Below are 16,506 nucleotides of genomic sequence, written 5' to 3'. Positions count from 1 at the left end.
CAATCGCAACAGGGTCACGACTTCCCGTGCCAGGAGTCCCACAGCGCGGCGTACGAACCACCCGCGGCTACCAGCTCGTCGTGCGACCCGAACTCGCTGATCCGCCCGTCCTCGCACACCGCGACGCGGTCGGCGTCGTGCGCGGAGAAGAGCCGGTGCGCGATCGCGATCACGGTCCGTCCTTCGAGTACGGCGGCGAGCGAGCGCTCGAGGTGCCGGGCTGCTCGAGGGTCGATGAGCGAGGTCGCCTCGTCGAGGACCAGCGTGTGGGGGTCGGCGAGCACGAGCCGCGCCAGCGCGATCTGTTGGGCGTGCGCGGCGGTGACGGCCCGCCCGCCGGAGCCGATGACGGTGTCCAGACCGGCCGGTAGGGCAGCCACCCACTCCGCTGCGTCGACCGCCGAGAGGGCGGCGTGCACCTCCTCGTCGGAGGCGCCGGGCCGGGCGAGGACGAGGTTCTCGCGGAGTGTGCCGACGAAGACGTGGTGCTCCTGGGTGACGAGCGCGACGTGACCGCGCAGCTCGCCGAGCGGCAGCTCGACGAGCCCCACGTCACCGACGGTGACCGAGCCGGACCGCGGCGGGTGGATCCCCGCCAGCAGCCGCCCGAGGGTCGACTTGCCCGCACCTGACGGACCGACCATGGCGATCCGCTCGCCGATCCCGACGTCGAGGTCGACGCCGTGGAGCACGTCGCGCCCCTCGACGTACGCGAACCGGACGTTCTGGGCGTCGAGCTTCTCGGACGACGGGACGCGCCCGGAGACCGAGCGGTCGTCGGGCACCTGGGCCACGCCGAGCAGCCGCGCGAGCGCGGCGGCACCGAGCTGGAGCTCGTCGAGGATGGACACGATCCGGTCGACCGGATCGATGAGCATCTGCACGTAGAGCGTCGCCGTCGTGACCTCGGCCAGCGACACCGAGCCCTGGGTGTAGAGGTAGCCGCCGAAGAGCAGCGTGCCGACCACGGGCAGGAGATAGCTGAGCTCCATGCTCGGGAAGAACACGGTCCGCAGGTGCAGGGTGTACTTCTCGGCCGTGAACGAGTCGGCACAGTCCCGGTCGCACATGTCGACGCGCTTGGCGCCCAGTCCGAGGGCCTCCACCGTGCGCGAGCCCTCGACGGTCTCGGAGAGCGTCGTGGTGATCTGCGAGTAGGACGCGGTCTCGGCGAGGTAGCCGTCCTTCGCGCGGGCGAGGTACCACCGCAGGCCGATCACCAGCGGCGGCAGCGCGAGCAGGCACGGCAGGGCCACCCACCAGCCGACGCTGAGCGCGGCGGCGAAGGTCAGCACCGCCGAGACGACCGCGATCGTCCACTCGGGCAGGGCCCAGCGCACCGACCAGCCCAGCCGGTCGATGTCGGAGCCGGTGCGGGTCAGCAGGTCGCCGGAGCCGGCGGCCTCGACGGTGCCGACGGGCAGCGCGAGGGTGTTGGCGACGAAGTCCTCGCGGAGCTCGGCGAGCACCAGCTCGCCCATCACCTGCGAGCGGTAGCGCGCGAACCGGGTGAGCACCGACTGCAGCACCAGGAAGATCGCCAGCCAGATGACGATCTCGTCGACGTGCGACCGGGTCGTGCCCTCCTCCACCGACTCGACGAGCTCGCCGAGCAGGCGGGGGGCGGCCAGCGCGGTCAGCGCGGCGAGCACGTGCAGCCCGAGAGCGGTCCACAGGAGGCGGGGGTGCCGGTGCGCGACCTGGCCGACATAGCGGCGTACGGCGCGACCGTCGGCGATCGGAAGTCGGGTCGTGACACTCATACCGCTGCCTCCACGTCCCGCACGACGACGGTGCGGTACGCCGCCACGTCGGCCAGCAACGACGCGTGGGTGCCGACCGCGGCGACCCGCCCGTCGACCAGGAACGCCACCTCGTCGACGGCGTCCAGCAGGAGCGGGCTCACCGTCGTGACGACCGTGGTGCGACCCGCTCGGTGTGCCCGCAGCCGGGCCGCGATCCGCGCCTCTGTGTGGGCGTCGACGGCGCTGGTCGGCTCGACCAGCACCAGGATCTCGGGGTCGGCCGCGAGCGCGCGGGCCAGCACCAGGCGCTGGCGCTGGCCGCCGGAGAAGGAGCGCCCCTTCTCGGTGACGACGGACTCGAGCCCGTCGGGGAGCGCCTCGAGGATGTCCTCGGCGGAGGCGGTGAACAGGGCCTTCTCGACGTCGCCGCTGCCGCGCTCGTCGATGCGGTCGGCGAGGCGCCCCGCAAAGAGGGCGGCACCGGTGTCGGAGACCATGACCCGCTCGCGGACGTCCGCGTGGCGCAGCGACGTCAGCGCGATGCCACCGAGCGACACGTCGTCGTCCTGCTCGGCCGCGCACAGCCCCAGCCGGTCGGCGAGCAGCGCCGAGTCGTCGGGCTGGTCGCTGACGATCGCGGTGATGATGCCGGCCCGGACGTGCAGGCCGGAGCGAAGGTCGACCAGCTCCGAGCCCGGAGGCGGGGGAGCGACGGGCGACGACGGCTCGACCACGTCCGGCTCCAGTGCCAGCACCCGGCACACGCGCGACGCCGCGACCCGGCCGCGGATCAGCTTGTTGGCGAACTCCGTCGCCGTACGCAGCGGCAGCATCAGGAACGCGGAGTAGCCGTAGAACGCGACCAGCTCGCCGGCGGTGATCGCGCCGGTGACGGCCGAGCGGGCGCCGAGCCAGACCACGAGCACCACGAAGGTGCCGGGCAGGAAGACCTGGAGCGCGTCGAGCACCGACTGCAGCTTGGCGACGTTGACCGCGGCGGTGCGGGTGGCCTGCGACTCGCGGCGGTAGCGGGCGAGGAACACGCCCTCGCCGCCGATGCCGCGCAGCACCCGCAGGCCGCCGACGATGTCGGTGCCGGTGTTGGACAGGTCGGAGCGCATCTGCCGCTCGGTGGCGCTGCGGGCCTGCAGCGGCTTGAGGATCGGGCCCATCACCAGCATCAGCAGCGGCACCCCGATCAGCACGACCAGGCCGAGCTGGACCGAGGTGGACAGCAGGATCGCGGAGACGAGGAGGAAGGACACGATGGCGCCGGCGAAGCGCGCGGTCACGTCCATCACGTTGCCGATGTGGTCGAGGTCGGTGGTGCCGATCGCGATCACCTCACCGGTGCTGACCTTGCGGGGCAGCGAGCCGCCGAGGCGCACCGACTGACGGGTCGTGAGCTGCACGATCCGGTAGGACGCGGTCAGCCAGTTGGTCACCGCGAACCGGTGCCGCATGATGCCGGTGACGGCCTGCAGGAGGCCGATCGCGAGCATCACGCAGGCCCAGAGCACGAGCTGTCGCTGGTCCTTGTCGGCGACGCCGCGGTCGATCGCGCGGCCGAGCACGGCGGGCATCACGGCCTGGCACGACATCCAGATGATGCCGAACGTCATGCCGCCGGCGAGGGTGCGCCGCTGCTGCCGGGCGAGCCACCACAGGAACTTCCCGGGCCCGCGGTGATCGGCGATGCCGGGGTCGGGGACGGGGAGCTGACGCACTCGTCCGAGAGTACGGAGCGCGGGGCCGTCGCGGCGAATGCTTTTCGCCCTGATCTCCTCATGTCGCGTTCACTCCACGGTCGTCGTGACGACGCTCCTCGCGGCGAGCGTGGCCCCATGACCGTGACCTGGCAGGTGCCAGTTCGGGATCGCATCCCGAGCCTGGTCGTCACGCCCGCGATCGTGGGTCACCGCGGGGCCAGCGGGCACCGGCCCGAGCACACGCTCGAGGCCTACCGCACCGCCATCCGGATGGGCGTCGACGACATCGAGATCGACCTCGTCAGCACCCGCGACGGCGTGCTGGTCGCCCGGCACGAGTCGGAGCTGAGCGGCACCACCGACGTCACCGACCACCTCGAGTTCGCGAGCCGCCGCGACACACGCTGCATCGACGGGCACAAGGTCACCGGCTGGTTCACCGAGGACTTCACGCTCGCCGAGCTCAAGGCCCTCACCGCCCGCGAGCGCATGCCCGCGACCCGGCCCGGCAACGCGACCCACAACGGCACCGAGGGCATCGCCACACTCACCGAGGTCCTGGCCATGGTGCACGCCGAGTCGATGCGTCGAGGGCGCAGCGTCGGGGTGATGATCGAGCTCAAGCACGCCGCCTACTTCGACTCGATCGGGCTGCCGCTCGACGACCCGCTGCTGGCCGCGCTGCACCGCCACGACCTCGACCGGCCGTGGGCTCGGATCAGCCTGATGTCCTTCGAGACCGACATCCTGCGCCGCTTGGCGCTGCGCACGAAGCTGCCGATCATCCAGCTGCTCGACGTGGGGGAGTCGCACGCCGCGCTGTGCACGCCCGAGGGTCTCGCCCGCATCGATGAGTACGCCGACGGCATCGGCCCGCACAAGGGCCTGGTGCTGCCTCGGGACGAGCGGGGCGCGATCGGCGAGCCGTCGAGCCTGGTGCGCGACGCCCACCGGCTGTGGCTGACGGTCCACGTCTGGACAGTGCGCGCCGAGAACCGCTTCCTGCCGACCAACCTGCGCCACGGTGAGTCTCCCGACGCGCACGGCGACATGGCCGGCGAGGTCCGCGCGCTGCTCGACGCGGGGGCCGACGGTGTGATCACCGACCACCCCGAGCTGGCCGTCGCGGCTGCCCGCGAGCTCGACACCTGACGTTCATCCCGACCTCGCAGGGCGGCTGCTTGCGCCCGGTTGGGTCGGGGCCATGACAACCCGGAAGACCGTCGCCGCCGTCGCGGCCGCACTCACCCTGTCCACCCTGACCTGCCTGCCCGCCCAGGCAGCCGCACCCGCGGTCGCGGACGGCGAGCAGGCCACCCCGATCGTGATCGGTCACCGCGGTGCCTCGGGCTACCGGCCCGAGCACACGCTGGCGGCCTACAAGCTCGCCATCAAGCAGGGCGCCGCCTACATCGAGCCCGACCTGGTCTCGACCAGGGACGGCGTGCTGGTGGCCCGCCACGAGAACGAGATCTCCGGCACCACCGACGTCGCCGACCGCCCGGAGTTCGCCGACCGGCGGGCCACGAAGGTGATCGACGGCGACCCGGTCACGGGCTGGTTCACCGAGGACTTCACCTACGCCGAGCTCAAGACGCTCAACGCCAAGGAGCGCCTGCCGCAGGTGCGTCCCGACAACACCGCCTTCGACGGCGAGCTCAAGGTCCCCACCTTCGACCAGGTCCTCGAGCTGGCGCGCAAGCGTGGCGTGGGCGTCTACCCCGAGACGAAGCACCCGACCTACTTCGACTCGATCGGGCTGTCCCTCGAGGAGCCGCTGGTCGCGGCCCTGCAGGCGCACGACCTCGACGACGCCGAGGACGAGGTGATCATCCAGTCCTTCGAGGTGGCCAACCTGGTCGAGCTCGACCAGGTCGTCGACGTCGACATCGCGCAGCTGGTGAGCTCCAGCGGGGCGCCGTACGACCAGGTCGCAGCGGGCACCGGCGTCACGTATGCCTCGATGCTGACCCCCGCCGGCATCGAGGCGATCGCCGCCTATGCCGACGGCATCGGCGCCAACAAGGACCTCGTGCTGCCGCGCACCGGTGGCGCCACCACGACGCCCTCCGCCCTCGTCGACGACGCCCACGCGGCCGGCCTGGTCGTGCACGTGTGGACGCTGCGTCGCGAGAACCAGTTCATGGCGACCAACTTCCGCGTCGGCGCCGACCGCAACGCGCCCGGCGACATGTACGCCGAGACGCAGGCGTTCCTCGATGCCGGGGTCGACGGAGTGTTCTCCGACAACCCCGACATCGCCTCCGCCGCGTTGGCCGACTGGCTCGGCTGAGGGCTAGACCTGCTCGTCCCCGGCGCCGGTCGCGTCGGGCTCGGACCACATCGGCTCGGGCTCGGCGTAGACCGGCGCTTCGGCGTACCCGCCGTCGACATCTGGCTTCGCACGACGCCCGGTGAGCGCCACCGCCAGCAGCCCGGCCAGGCCGGCTGCGAGCCAGGGGAGCGGCAGGAACCAGCGCAGGTCGTCGTTGCCGATCGTGTCCGACTGGAACAGCAGCCAGATGGTGGCCAGCCCGAGGAAGGCGACGCCCATCACGAGGTGGCCGACGCTGACCGGGTGGCGTCCGGAGGTGTCTGCCTCGTGGGAGGACTGGGGGTAGGGGTAGTTGCTCATGGCTGACCTCACTGCTCGCGGACGGTGACCTGGCCGACGCCGAGGTCGATGGTGATGCGCATGTCGGGCACGTCGTTGCCGCCGTTGACGAATCCCTGCTGCGTGGTGTCGATCCCGTCGGACCGCTCCCCGAAGATGTTCAGCTCGCCGACCCCGGCCGACGCGTCGACCGAGACGTCCATGCCGTCGGGGATGACGATCTCGAGGTCGCCGATGCCGCCGTCGATCTCCAGCTCGCGACCGTCGAGGCCCTCGATGTCACGCACCTGGGAGAGGTCGACGGTGAGCTCGCCGGCTCCCATGTCGTAGGAGTCGCGGACCTCGGCCGAGGAGGTCGGGGTGTAGGCGAGGCGGTCGTTGTCGTAGTTGTTGCTCGCCGTGGCGCCGAGGGTGGCGGCGGCCGCGACCAGGCCGATGAAGATGAGCCCGCCGGCCCGGCCCCAGAAGGCACCGAGCAGCAGCATCGCGCCGGTGAGCGTCATCGCCAGGGCGGGATAGGCCGGGTCGGGCACCGCGGTGCCGGAGACGTCGATGAGCCCGAGCGTGCCGATGCCGGTCGCGATCAGCGCGAGGGTGAACCAGAACAGGATCGGGCCCTTCTTGCGCGGGTTGCGGGGCCGGATGTAGGCCGTGGCGGCATAGGGGTGGTACGGCGCCTGCTGGGCCGCCGAGACCTCGCCGGCCTGGTCCGCGGGCGGACCCCAGCCGTGCATCGTCGTCGAATAGCTCGCCGGCTGCCGGTCGCTGTGCTCCTTGCGGTTGAGGAACCAGACGACGAGCAGCCCGATGATCACCACCGGCCACGGGAACCAGAACGCGCCGGCGAAGTCGCCGACGGCGGCGATCGTCGCCAGCACGACGGTGCCGACCAGGGCGATGTTGCGGTTGCGGTCGTCGAGGCCGAGCGGCTGGGCGGGCGTGCCCTCCTCGGGCACGAGCAGCCACATGGCGCCGTACAGCAGGAGACCGGAGCCGCCGAAGAACACCAGCACCACGAGCGCCACGCGGACGATGATCGGGTCGATGTCGAGGTGGCGGGCCAGGCCGCCGGCGACGCCCGCGATGTGGCGGTCGTCGCTGGTACGGCGCAGCCGGCCCAGCTCGAGGACCTCGTTGCGGGAGGTGCGCGGGCCCTGGTGCTCCTCGGGCTCGACCGCCGGCGGTGGGGGAGGTGTGTTCGTCATGGCCCCAACTCAACGCCACCAGCGCGCTGCGCACCATCGGGGACGACCCTGATTGTGGCGCCGGGTCCGCCCGTGGGCCTCAGGGTCTGCTCGGGGTTGCTCCTCATGGTGACCGGCGCGCCAGCCTGCGACGATGGACGCACGATGAGCAGCACGACGACCCACTCCCACCCGACCGGCACCGGCCCGCGCCCCTATCGCCGGGCAGCCCGCGACACCGAGTCACCCATCGCCGGCGGTGTGTCCGGCGGGCTGGCCCGGCACTTCGGCGTGCCCGTGCTGTGGGTGCGGGTGGCCTTCGTGCTGCTCGCGGTCCTCGACGGCATCGGCCTGATGCTGTACGCCGGGCTGTGGATGTTCCTGCCGAGCGACTCGCACTTCGAGCAGTCCGCGCCGGGACTGGAGAGTGCCCGCCGTACGGGCAAGCGACCGCGCCGCGGCTCACGGCTGCGCGACGCCGGCCCGGGGATCGCGATCGGGGCGCTCCTGTTCGGTTCCGTGCTGGGCTTCGAGGCGGTGTTCGGCCAGGGGGCGCTGTTCTGGCCGGTCGTGATCGCCCTGGCCGGTGTCGCCCTGCTGTGGCGGCAGGCCGACGAGGCCCAGCGTGAGCGCTGGCTCGACTCGACCGGGCGCATCGACCCCTTCCGCGCGATCTTCGGCGGCGGCGGGTGGGCGGCCTACTTCCGGGTCTTCGCCGGCCTCTCGCTCGTCGTCACCGCGCTGATCCTCTTCGCCGTGTGGTCCGGCTCCTTCGAGTTCGCCGGGCCGGTGATCATCGCCGGCCTGCTGGGCGTGCTCGGGCTGGCCATCGTGGTCGGTCCGTGGGCGCTGCGGCTGGTGCACGACCTCGGCGCCGAGCGCGCGGAGCGGGTGCGCACCCAGGAGCGCGCCGACATGGCTGCTCACCTGCACGACTCGGTGCTGCAGACGCTCGCCCTCATCCAGAAGAACTCCACCGACGCGCCCATGGTGGCCCGGCTGGCCCGCTCCCAGGAGCGCGACCTGCGGGCGTGGCTCTTCGAGTCCGTCGGCACCGACGTCACCCTCGCCGGCGAGCTCCGGGCCCACGCCGCCATCGTCGAGGACACCTACGGCGTCGTCGTCGACGTCGTCGCGGTCGGCGACCTCGACATGACCGAGGCCCTCAAGCCGATCACCGACGCGACCCGCGAGGCGCTCACCAACGCCGCCAAGCACGCCGGCGTACCGCGCGTCGATGTGTACGCCGAGGTGTCGGCCGACGCCGTGGACGTCTTCGTCCGCGATCGCGGGACCGGCTTCGACCTGAGCGGCGTGGCCGAGGACCGGCAGGGCGTCCGTGGCAGCATCATCGACAGGATGGCCCGTCACGGCGGGCAGGGCGAGGTCCGCTCGGCCCCGGGCGAGGGCACCGAAGTGCGGCTCCACCTGCCGCTGAAGAACGAGGAGAAGTCATGAACCAGGCTGCCCCCGCGAGCCGCCCCGTCCGGGTCGTCATCGTCGACGACCACGCGATGTTCCGGGCGGGCGTCCGCGCCGAGCTCACCAGCGCCGGGGCCGGCGTGGTCGACATCGTCGCCGAGGCGGCCGACGTCGACTCGGCGGTCGCCCTGATCCGCGAGCACCAGCCCCACGTCGTGCTCCTCGACGTGCACCTTCCCGGCGGGGGTGGTGCCGAGGTCATGCGCCGCGTCCCGCACGCCGACGCGCGCTACCTCGCGCTGTCGGTCAGCGACGCGGCCGAGGACGTCATCGGCACGATCCGCGGGGGAGCGCGGGGCTATGTCACCAAGACCATCACCGGGCCCGAGCTGGTCGACGCCATCGGCCGGGTCGCCGACGGCGACGCGGTGTTCTCGCCGCGGCTCGCCGGCTTCGTGCTCGACGCCTTCGCCGGCTCGATCGACGTCGCCGCGGTCGACGAGGACCTCGACCGGCTGACCGAGCGCGAGCGCGAGGTGATGCGCCTGATCGCCCGCGGCTACGCCTACAAGGAGGTCGCCAAGGAGCTCTTCATCTCCGTGAAGACCGTCGAGACCCACATGTCCTCCACCCTGCGCAAGCTGCAGCTCTCGAGCCGCCACGAGCTCACCCGCTGGGCCACGGACCGACGCCTCCTTTAGGGGGGAACCGCGTTGACATCCGGCCGAGTTCGAGGTGAGGTCTAAGCCCATCTCTGACTCGGAAGAGAGCCCACATGACCCAGGCCGATGTTGTGACCGCCGACGACGAGGACAACGGGCTACGCCGCTCGATCACCGGGAAACAGCTGTTCTTCTACACCCTCGGTGACGTCCTCGGGTCCGGGATCTACGTCCTCATCGGACTCGTCGCCGCCGCGGTCGGCGGGGCGTTCTGGATCGCCTTCGCCCTCGGTGTGACGGTCGCCGCGATCACGGGATCGGCCTACGCCGAGCTGGTGACGAAGTATCCGCAGGCGGCCGGCGCCTCGCTCTACGTCAACAAGGCGTTCGGCAACAAGGCGCTGACGTTCTTGATCACCGTGTCGTTCCTCTCGGCGAGCATGGCCGCCACCGGCTCGCTGGCGACCGGGTTCTCGTCCTACTTCGCCACGTTGTTCGACGACGGCGGGCCGCCGGCGTTGCTGGTCTCGCTGGTCTTCCTGGCCCTGCTGGCGATCGTGAACTTCATCGGCATCACCGAGTCCGTGGTGATCAACATGGTGATGACCTTCGTCGAGGTCGCGGGGCTGCTCATCGTCCTCGTCATCGGCGTCTGGTTCGTCGCCCAGGGCAAGGCCGACTTCGGCACGCTCGTCGAGGTCGACGTCTCCGGCGACTTCGGCAGTCCCGCGCTCGCCGTGCTCGCCGGCATCGCCTTCTCCTTCTTCGCGATGACCGGGTTCGAGAACACCGCCAACGTCGCCGAGGAGACGATCGACCCGCACAAGGCGTTCCCGCGCTCGCTGGTCGGCGGCATGCTCGTCGCCGGCCTCGTCTACGTCCTGGTCTCCATGGCCGCCGCCCTGACGGTGCCGGTCGACACGCTCGCCGGGTCCGACGCGGCACTGCTCGAGGTGGTCAAGCAGGGGATCCTGCCCGTGTCGACCGGCTTCATGACGACGCTCTTCTCCGTGATCGCGCTGATCGCGATCACCAACACCACGCTCGTGACCGTGGTGACCCAGCCGCGCATCCTCTACGGCATGGCCCGCGAGGACGTCGTCCCCGGGGTCTTCGCCAAGGTCCACTCCACCCGGCGCAGCCCCTGGGTCGGACTCGTCTTCTGCGGAGCGGTGGTGGCGGGGCTGCTGGTGATCGGGACGCTCCTGACCGAGGCCGGCGCCGGTCTCGACCTGGTCAACCGGCTCGCCCTGGTCACCGTGGTGTTCCTGCTCGCGATCTATGCCCTGGTCATCGTCTCGTGCCTCAAGCTGCGCGGCCGGGACGAGACCGAGAAGACCTTCCGCGCCAACACGCCCCTGCTGTTCGTCGGGCTGGTCGGCAACCTGGCCATTCTCGGGTTCTCGATCTACGACGACCCCACGTCGCTGATCTGGTGCGCCGGGCTGGTGGCCGTCGGCGTGGTGCTCTTCCTGCTGGAGTACTTCTTCGGCAACCAGACCCGGCCATCGGGTGCCGAGCGAGGCGATCCCGAGGTCGTCGACGAGAAGGGAGCCTGACATGCACGTCATCGTCGCCACCGACGGGTCGAAGCAGTCGCTCGCCGCCGCCAAGAAGCTCAAGTCCTTCGCCGACCCGACCAAGATCACCGACATCTCGGTGATCGCGGTCATCCGTCCGCTCGCGTCGGTCGCGTTCGCCGACGAGCTGTCCGGCGGATCGACGTACGCCGCGGGGCCGGAGACCTCGTTCCGCAGGGCCGCCGAGGCGGCCAGCGAGGTCGTCGCCGCGGTCTTCGACGGCTGGGGCCCGACCGTGCACAAGCGGATCCGCTCCGGCTCCCCGGCCAACGAGCTGATCAAGGCCGCCAAGCAGCTGGACGCCGGGCTGGTGGTGGTCGCCAGCGGCGGCCGTGGCCTGAGCGACGCCGTCCTCGTCGGCAGCACCGCGCAGCGGGTCCAGCACTACGCACCCTGTCCGGTGCTGGTGGTGCGACCCAAGCCGCGGCAGCGCCGCTAGTCTGCGGCCATGGAGATCCTGCGCCTCGTCCTGTTGTTCGTGCACGTGCTCGGCTTCGCCGCGCTCTTCGGTGGCCTCGTGGTCCAGGCCAAGAGCGCCGAGAAGTCGGTCAACGCCGCCATGCGAGACGGAGTCGGCACCGCCTTCCTGGCCGGGCTGCTGCTGGTCGGCGTCCTCGAGGCTGGCGAGGACCCGGTCAACCACGCGAAGATCGCCGTGAAGTTCGTCATCGGCCTCGTGCTGCTGGTGCTGGTCATGGCCAACGTCCGCAAGCCGAGCATCCCGCAGGGCCTGTGGGCCGGGTTGCTGCTCCTGAGCGTCGCGAACGTCGCGGTGGCCATCTTCTGGTCACCTGCCCACGCTGCCTGAGCTGTCGGTCCCTGGCCGTAGGCTGGCCGGGAGATGAGTAGCCCCCACCTGATCCCCGGCCTCGAGCACATCGCCCCCGTCGAGGAGCCCCGCACCACCCGCCGCGGGCCGAGCCCCGACGAGCTGCTCGAGGGCCTCAACGAGCCCCAACGCGCCGCCGTCGTGCACGCCGGCGCGCCCCTGCTCGTCGTCGCCGGCGCCGGCTCGGGCAAGACCCGGGTCCTGACCCGGCGCATCGCCTGGCTGATCACCGAGCGCAAGGCCCACCCCGGCTCGATCCTGGCCATCACCTTCACCAACAAGGCCGCCGCCGAGATGAAGGAGCGGGTCGAGGAGCTCGTCGGCAAGCGCGCCCGGATCATGTGGGTCTCGACGTTCCACTCCGCGTGCGTGCGGATCCTGCGCAAGGAGATCGCCGCGCTCGACTTCGGCGGCGTCAGCTACAAGTCCAACTTCTCGATCTACGACGCGGCCGACTCCAAGCGGCTGATGACGCTGGTGCTCAAGGGGCTCGACCTCGATCCGAAGAAGTACCAGCCCGGCGCCGTGCTGCACTGGGTGAGCAACCAGAAGAACGAGCTGCGCGACCCCGAGGAGGCCGCCCAGGACACGCGCAACTCCTTCGAGGAGGCCTACGCAGCGGCGTACACGAACTACCAGCGACGGCTGCGCGAGGCCAACGCGCTCGACTTCGACGACCTCATCATGACCACGGTGCACCTCTTCCAGACGCTGCCCGACGTGCGGGAGAACTACCGCCGCCGCTTCCGGCACGTGCTCGTCGACGAGTACCAGGACACCAACCACGCGCAGTACGCCCTGATCCACCAGCTCTGCGGGCAGGACCTCGAATCGGGTCGACCGGCCGACGACGCCCCCAGCGAGCTGATGGTCGTCGGTGACGCCGACCAGTCGATCTATGCGTTCCGGGGCGCTAACATCCGCAACATCCTCGACTTCGAGCAGGACTTCCCCGACGCGACCTCGATCCTGCTGGAGCAGAACTACCGCTCCACGCAGACGATCCTCACCACAGCTAACTCGGTGATCAAGAACAACTCGAGCCGCAAGGACAAGCGCCTGTGGTCCGAGGCCGGCGACGGCGAGCGGATCGTGGGCTATGTCGCCGACGACGAGCACGACGAGGCGCGGTTCGTCTCCGAGGAGATCGACAAGCTCGTCGACACCGGCACGGTGCGAGCCGCCGACGTGGCGGTGTTCTACCGCACCAACGCCCAGTCGCGGGTGTTCGAGGAGATCTTCATCCGCACCGGCCAGCCCTACAAGGTCGTCGGCGGGGTGCGGTTCTACGAGCGCAAGGAGGTCCGCGACGCGCTGGCCTACCTCCGGCTGCTGGTCAACACTGCCGACGAGATCTCGCTGCGGCGGGTGCTCAACACCCCGAAGCGCGGCATCGGCGAGCGGGCCGAGGCGTGCGTCAACGCGCTGGCCCAGCGCGAGCGCATCTCCTTCTGGGAGGCGCTGGTCCTCGCCGACCAGGCGCCGGGCCTGGCGACCCGGTCGCTGAAGAACATCCAGCGCTTCGTGGCGATGATCCAGGAGCTGCAGTCGATGGTCGCCGCCGACGAGCGGGCCGACGTGATCCTGGAGTCGGTGCTCGAGCGCTCCGGCTACCTCACCGAGCTCGAGGAGAGCGACGACCCGCAGGACGCGACGCGCGTGGAGAACCTCGCCGAGCTCGTGGCCGTCGCCCGTGAGTTCTCCGACGACCCGCAGCCCGGCCCGTCGGCCGACCCGACCGAGGTCGAGGCGGGCACGGTCGCCGTCACGCTCGGCGACTTCCTCGAACGCGTCGCGCTGGTCGCCGACTCCGACCAGATCCCCGACGCCCCCGACGGCGAGGAGGGTGGCGACGACGGTGGTGTCGTCACGCTGATGACGCTGCACACCGCCAAGGGCCTGGAGTTCCCGGTCGTCTTCCTGACCGGCCTCGAGGACGGCGTCTTTCCCCACCAGCGCTCGCTGGGCGACCAGCCGGAGCTCGAGGAGGAGCGCCGGCTCGCCTACGTCGGCGTCACCCGTGCGCGCGAGCGGCTCTATGTCTCGCGCGCGATGGTGCGCTCTGCCTGGGGCGCGCCCTCGCACAACCCCGCGTCGAGGTTCATCGACGAGTTCCCCGTCGACCTCATCGACTGGCGGCGCACCGCCCAGGCGATGACGCGCTGGGGCCGCCCCGACCTGGCGGCCAACTCGGCCGCGCGCCTCGGTGCACCGACCGCGGCCGGGCGCCACAACTTCTCCGCGGCTGCTGCGCGCGCGGACGTCGCGGCCAAGTCGAAGCCCGCACGCGAGATCCCGTCACTCGAGCCCGGGGACCGGGTGCTGCACGACTCGTTCGGGATGGGCACGGTCGTCGCGCTCGAGGGGTCGGGCGACAAGTCCGTCGCGTCGATCGACTTCGGGTCGCAGGGCGTGAAGCGGTTGCTGCTGCGCTACGCGCCGGTGGAGAAGCTCTAGCGCCTCAGGTCAGGGCGCGATGCCGTGCTCGACGAGCGCGGTGAAGGGGTCGACCGGGTCGCCGCCGCCGGGACGGACCTCGATGTGGAGGTGCGGGCCGGTGCTGTTGCCGGTGGAGCCGACGGTGCCGATGGCGTCGCCGCCACGGACGGTGTCGCCGACGCTGACCAGGAACGAGGTCTGGTGGCAGTACCAGATCTCCGTGCCGTCATCGAGGGTGATGACGGTCTTGTTGCCGTAGGACCCGTCGTAGCCGGTCTCGGTCACGACGCCGTTGGCGACGGAGCGGATCGTGGAGCCGATGGAGGCCGACATGTCGAGGCCGGTGTGGACGCTGGACCAGAGGTAGCTCGAGGCGCCGAACGTCGCGGAGATGCGGTAGTTCTCCAGCGGGAGGACCCACTGGTTCTCCTTGATCTTGGCCGACTGCTGCTCTGCGGCCCTGGCCATCTCCTTGAGCGCGGCGTGCTGCTGCTCGGCCTGGGCCTCGGCCTGCGCGACCAGCTCTTCGTTGGCGGCGTCGGCGAGGGCGTCACGGCGCGAGTCACGCGACACGATGGCGTCGCGGTGGGCGATCGGGGCGACGTTGGCGAGGCCGGTGCTGCCCGCAGCGGCCATGGAGCCGGTCTGCGAGGTGACCTGGCCGACCAGGTCGGCATCGGCGGCGCTGACGGCACCGCCGGCAGAGACGGCGAGAGCCGCCACACCCACGATGATCGGGGCGGACGGCAGGGCACTGAGGAAGGGGTGGCGCGCAGGCGGCTTGCTCGCCTTGCGTCGACCCGCGACGGGTGCTGCCGAGAGGTCGCGGCGGGGGCCGCGGTGCGCTCGGTGGTTTCCCATAGAGAGTTCCTTTGTGCGGGGGGATTCGCCGGAAGGCGACGTCAGACTGTAACGGATTGGTCACGACCGCCGAAATCCGTGGTGACAGGATTGTGGATGACGACACCGGGCGCTCGCAGCGCTTCACCGTACTTGCTTCCGGATCGTCGTCACCCTGTGGGGTGGGTCACGTCGCTGGCTAGGCTGGCACCATGAGGATCATCGCCGGTGAACCGGGGCTTGCCCGCGCGCTGCGCGACCACGGCCACGAGGTGATCTTCACCGGCGGGGCGCACACGGTGGAGCAGCTCGTCGCGACCGCCATCCAGGAGGACGCCGACCTGGTCGCGCTCACCGGACCCGAAGCCGACGACGCCGACCGCGTGACGGCCCTGCTCGCCGAGCGCGAGGCCGACGACATCGAGGTCACCGTGTTCACGCCCGACGCCGCGGGCCTGTGGGGGCCGACTCAGCCCCTGGCGGATCGGTAGCGCTCGAGCGCTTCGCGCCGCTCGTCGGCGTGGTCGACGATCCGCAGCGGGTAGCCGCCCTCGTAGCCGGCCTCGGACCTCCACGGCTCGTGCGCCACGGCGCCGGCGAGGTGGGCGAGCTCGGGCACCCAGCGGCGTACATAGGTGCCGTCGGGGTCGAACTTCTTGCCCTGTGTCACGGGGTTGAAGACGCGGAAGTACGGCGACGCGTCGGTGCCCGTCCCGGCCACCCACTGCCAGCCGTGGTTGTTGGAGGCGACGTCCCCGTCGATCAGCAACGACAGGAAGTGCCGGGCGCCGATCGGCCACCACACGTGCAGGTCCTTGGTGAGGAAGGACGCGGTGATCATCCGGACCCGGTTGTGCATCCAGCCGGTCGCGAGCAGCTGCCGCATCCCGGCATCGACGATCGGATAGCCGGTCGTGCCGGTGCGCCAGGCGTCGATGGCGTCCTCGGGCTCGTCGTAGGTCATCGCCGACAGAGCCGGCTTGAGGTCGGACCAGGCCGACGCCGGGTGGTGCCACAGCACGTCGGCATAGAACTCGCGCCAGGCCAGCTCGGTCGCATAGGTCGAGCCCGGATCGAGGTCCGCGAGCAGCGAGCGCGGGTGCAGCACCCCGAGGTGGAGGTACGGCGAGAGCCTGGACGTGCCGTCGTGGTCGGGCCGGTCCCGCTCGATGGGGTAGTCGTCCAGGTGCTCGCTGCGGAAGGCGTGCCAGCGGCGGCGGGCCGCGTCCTCGCCGGCGGTCGGCAGGTCGAACGGAGCCTCGGCGACCGCCTCCTCGAGCAGCGCGACGGCCTCGGGGTCCGAGTCGGCGGGGGCGAGGTCGGGGGAGCGCGGTGTCGTGGCCGGCTCCGGCCAGCCCCGCTCGCGCCAGGCCCGGGCAAAGGCGCTGAACACCTGGTAGGGATCGCCGGTCCCGTTCGTGACCAGCCCCGGCCCCACGGCGTACGGCGACCCGGTGGCGACGAGGTCGACGCGCTGTCCGA

Annotated in this window: 15 protein-coding genes; 9 read left to right on the top strand and 6 right to left on the bottom strand. The window is 71.2% G+C overall.

The annotated features are described in order from the left end of the window. Window positions 1-14: 14 nt before the first annotated feature. Entirely contained in the window at window positions 15-1,763 is a 1,749-nt protein-coding gene (locus CF8_RS14970; RefSeq protein ID WP_010833949.1) for an ABC transporter ATP-binding protein, read from the bottom strand. Then, window positions 1,760-3,472 carry an ABC transporter ATP-binding protein gene (locus tag CF8_RS14965; protein WP_010833948.1) on the bottom strand — a complete coding sequence of 571 codons (1,713 nt, stop codon included), beginning with the start codon at window positions 3,470-3,472 and terminating at the stop codon, window positions 1,760-1,762. The genes CF8_RS14970 and CF8_RS14965 overlap by 4 nt, the downstream gene beginning before the upstream one ends. A gap of 117 nt (window positions 3,473-3,589) precedes the next feature. On the opposite strand from CF8_RS14965, the gene CF8_RS14960 reads away from it, so the two are divergent. After that, window positions 3,590-4,606, top strand: coding sequence for a glycerophosphodiester phosphodiesterase family protein (locus tag CF8_RS14960; protein WP_010833947.1), 1,017 nt, complete (start codon window positions 3,590-3,592; stop codon window positions 4,604-4,606). A gap of 52 nt (window positions 4,607-4,658) precedes the next feature. Further along, the gene (locus tag CF8_RS14955; protein ID WP_010833946.1) at window positions 4,659-5,747 is read left to right on the top strand and encodes a glycerophosphodiester phosphodiesterase; all 1,089 of its coding nucleotides are present in this window, start codon (window positions 4,659-4,661) and stop codon (window positions 5,745-5,747) included. A gap of 3 nt (window positions 5,748-5,750) precedes the next feature. Here CF8_RS14955 and CF8_RS14950 read toward each other — a convergent pair whose 3' ends face one another. Both CF8_RS14950 and CF8_RS14945 read right to left on the bottom strand, forming a co-directional pair. Beyond that, window positions 5,751-6,089 (bottom strand): hypothetical protein, encoded by a 339-nt coding sequence (locus tag CF8_RS14950; protein ID WP_010833945.1) that lies wholly within the window; start codon window positions 6,087-6,089, stop codon window positions 5,751-5,753. Between the two features lie 8 nt (window positions 6,090-6,097). Continuing rightward, window positions 6,098-7,273 carry a PspC domain-containing protein gene (locus CF8_RS14945; protein ID WP_010833944.1) on the bottom strand — a complete coding sequence of 392 codons (1,176 nt, stop codon included), beginning with the start codon at window positions 7,271-7,273 and terminating at the stop codon, window positions 6,098-6,100. 144 nt (window positions 7,274-7,417) lie between these two features. Here CF8_RS14945 and CF8_RS14940 point away from each other — a divergent pair, with 144 nt between their 5' ends. From CF8_RS14940 to pcrA, 6 genes are all read left to right on the top strand, one after another. Next, a complete protein-coding gene (locus tag CF8_RS14940; protein ID WP_051204230.1) occupies window positions 7,418-8,710 on the top strand; it encodes a PspC domain-containing protein in 1,293 nt (430 codons plus the stop codon). Continuing rightward, the gene (locus CF8_RS14935) at window positions 8,707-9,375 is read left to right on the top strand and encodes a LuxR C-terminal-related transcriptional regulator (RefSeq protein WP_010833942.1); all 669 of its coding nucleotides are present in this window, start codon (window positions 8,707-8,709) and stop codon (window positions 9,373-9,375) included. Before CF8_RS14940 ends, CF8_RS14935 begins: the two co-directional genes overlap by 4 nt. Window positions 9,376-9,449: 74 nt before the next feature. Then, window positions 9,450-10,895, top strand: coding sequence for an APC family permease (locus tag CF8_RS14930; RefSeq protein WP_010833941.1), 1,446 nt, complete (start codon window positions 9,450-9,452; stop codon window positions 10,893-10,895). 1 nt (window position 10,896) lies between these two features. Beyond that, the gene (locus tag CF8_RS14925; RefSeq protein ID WP_010833940.1) at window positions 10,897-11,355 is read left to right on the top strand and encodes a universal stress protein; all 459 of its coding nucleotides are present in this window, start codon (window positions 10,897-10,899) and stop codon (window positions 11,353-11,355) included. Between the two features lie 9 nt (window positions 11,356-11,364). Next, a complete protein-coding gene (locus CF8_RS14920) occupies window positions 11,365-11,724 on the top strand; it encodes a hypothetical protein (protein ID WP_010833939.1) in 360 nt (119 codons plus the stop codon). A 33-nt stretch (window positions 11,725-11,757) separates the two neighbouring features. Beyond that, entirely contained in the window at window positions 11,758-14,202 is a 2,445-nt protein-coding gene (gene pcrA / locus CF8_RS14915; protein WP_010833938.1) for a DNA helicase PcrA, read from the top strand. Between the two features lie 9 nt (window positions 14,203-14,211). Here the strand turns inward: pcrA and CF8_RS14910 are convergent, their stop codons facing one another. Continuing rightward, window positions 14,212-15,045, bottom strand: a complete 834-nt coding sequence (locus CF8_RS14910) for a M23 family metallopeptidase (protein ID WP_010833937.1) — start codon at window positions 15,043-15,045, stop codon at window positions 14,212-14,214. 191 nt (window positions 15,046-15,236) lie between these two features. Here CF8_RS14910 and CF8_RS14905 point away from each other — a divergent pair, with 191 nt between their 5' ends. After that, a complete protein-coding gene (locus CF8_RS14905; RefSeq protein WP_010833936.1) occupies window positions 15,237-15,515 on the top strand; it encodes a cobalamin-dependent protein in 279 nt (92 codons plus the stop codon). Here the strand turns inward: CF8_RS14905 and CF8_RS14900 are convergent. Beyond that, a partial coding sequence (locus CF8_RS14900) for a cryptochrome/photolyase family protein (protein ID WP_036491146.1) occupies window positions 15,494-16,506 on the bottom strand: 1,013 nt, incomplete at its 5' end. The two genes, CF8_RS14905 and CF8_RS14900, sit on opposite strands and share 22 nt — an antisense overlap.

Source organism: Nocardioides sp. CF8 (genome assembly GCF_000389985.1).
Lineage (GTDB): Bacteria > Actinomycetota > Actinomycetes > Propionibacteriales > Nocardioidaceae > Nocardioides > Nocardioides allogilvus.
Note: the sequence above shows the minus strand (reverse complement) of the source record. Positions and strands in the feature narration are given on the sequence as shown.

Bases quoted from the DNA above. Each gene is read 5' to 3' on its own strand.
- CF8_RS14955 (WP_010833946.1), top strand. From the start codon at position 4,659: ATGACAACCCGGAAGACCGTCGCCGCCGTCGCGGCCGCACTCACCCTG.
- CF8_RS14960 (WP_010833947.1), top strand. From the start codon at position 3,590: ATGACCGTGACCTGGCAGGTGCCAGTTCGGGATCGCATCCCGAGCCTG.
- CF8_RS14925 (WP_010833940.1), top strand. From the start codon at position 10,897: ATGCACGTCATCGTCGCCACCGACGGGTCGAAGCAGTCGCTCGCCGCC.
- pcrA (WP_010833938.1), top strand. From the start codon at position 11,758: ATGAGTAGCCCCCACCTGATCCCCGGCCTCGAGCACATCGCCCCCGTC.
- CF8_RS14950 (WP_010833945.1), bottom strand. From the start codon at position 6,089: ATGAGCAACTACCCCTACCCCCAGTCCTCCCACGAGGCAGACACCTCC.
- CF8_RS14910 (WP_010833937.1), bottom strand. From the start codon at position 15,045: ATGGGAAACCACCGAGCGCACCGCGGCCCCCGCCGCGACCTCTCGGCA.
- CF8_RS14930 (WP_010833941.1), top strand. From the start codon at position 9,450: ATGACCCAGGCCGATGTTGTGACCGCCGACGACGAGGACAACGGGCTA.
- CF8_RS14945 (WP_010833944.1), bottom strand. From the start codon at position 7,273: ATGACGAACACACCTCCCCCACCGCCGGCGGTCGAGCCCGAGGAGCAC.
- CF8_RS14920 (WP_010833939.1), top strand. From the start codon at position 11,365: ATGGAGATCCTGCGCCTCGTCCTGTTGTTCGTGCACGTGCTCGGCTTC.
- CF8_RS14940 (WP_051204230.1), top strand. From the start codon at position 7,418: ATGAGCAGCACGACGACCCACTCCCACCCGACCGGCACCGGCCCGCGC.
- CF8_RS14935 (WP_010833942.1), top strand. From the start codon at position 8,707: ATGAACCAGGCTGCCCCCGCGAGCCGCCCCGTCCGGGTCGTCATCGTC.
- CF8_RS14970 (WP_010833949.1), bottom strand. From the start codon at position 1,763: ATGAGTGTCACGACCCGACTTCCGATCGCCGACGGTCGCGCCGTACGC.
- CF8_RS14905 (WP_010833936.1), top strand. From the start codon at position 15,237: ATGAGGATCATCGCCGGTGAACCGGGGCTTGCCCGCGCGCTGCGCGAC.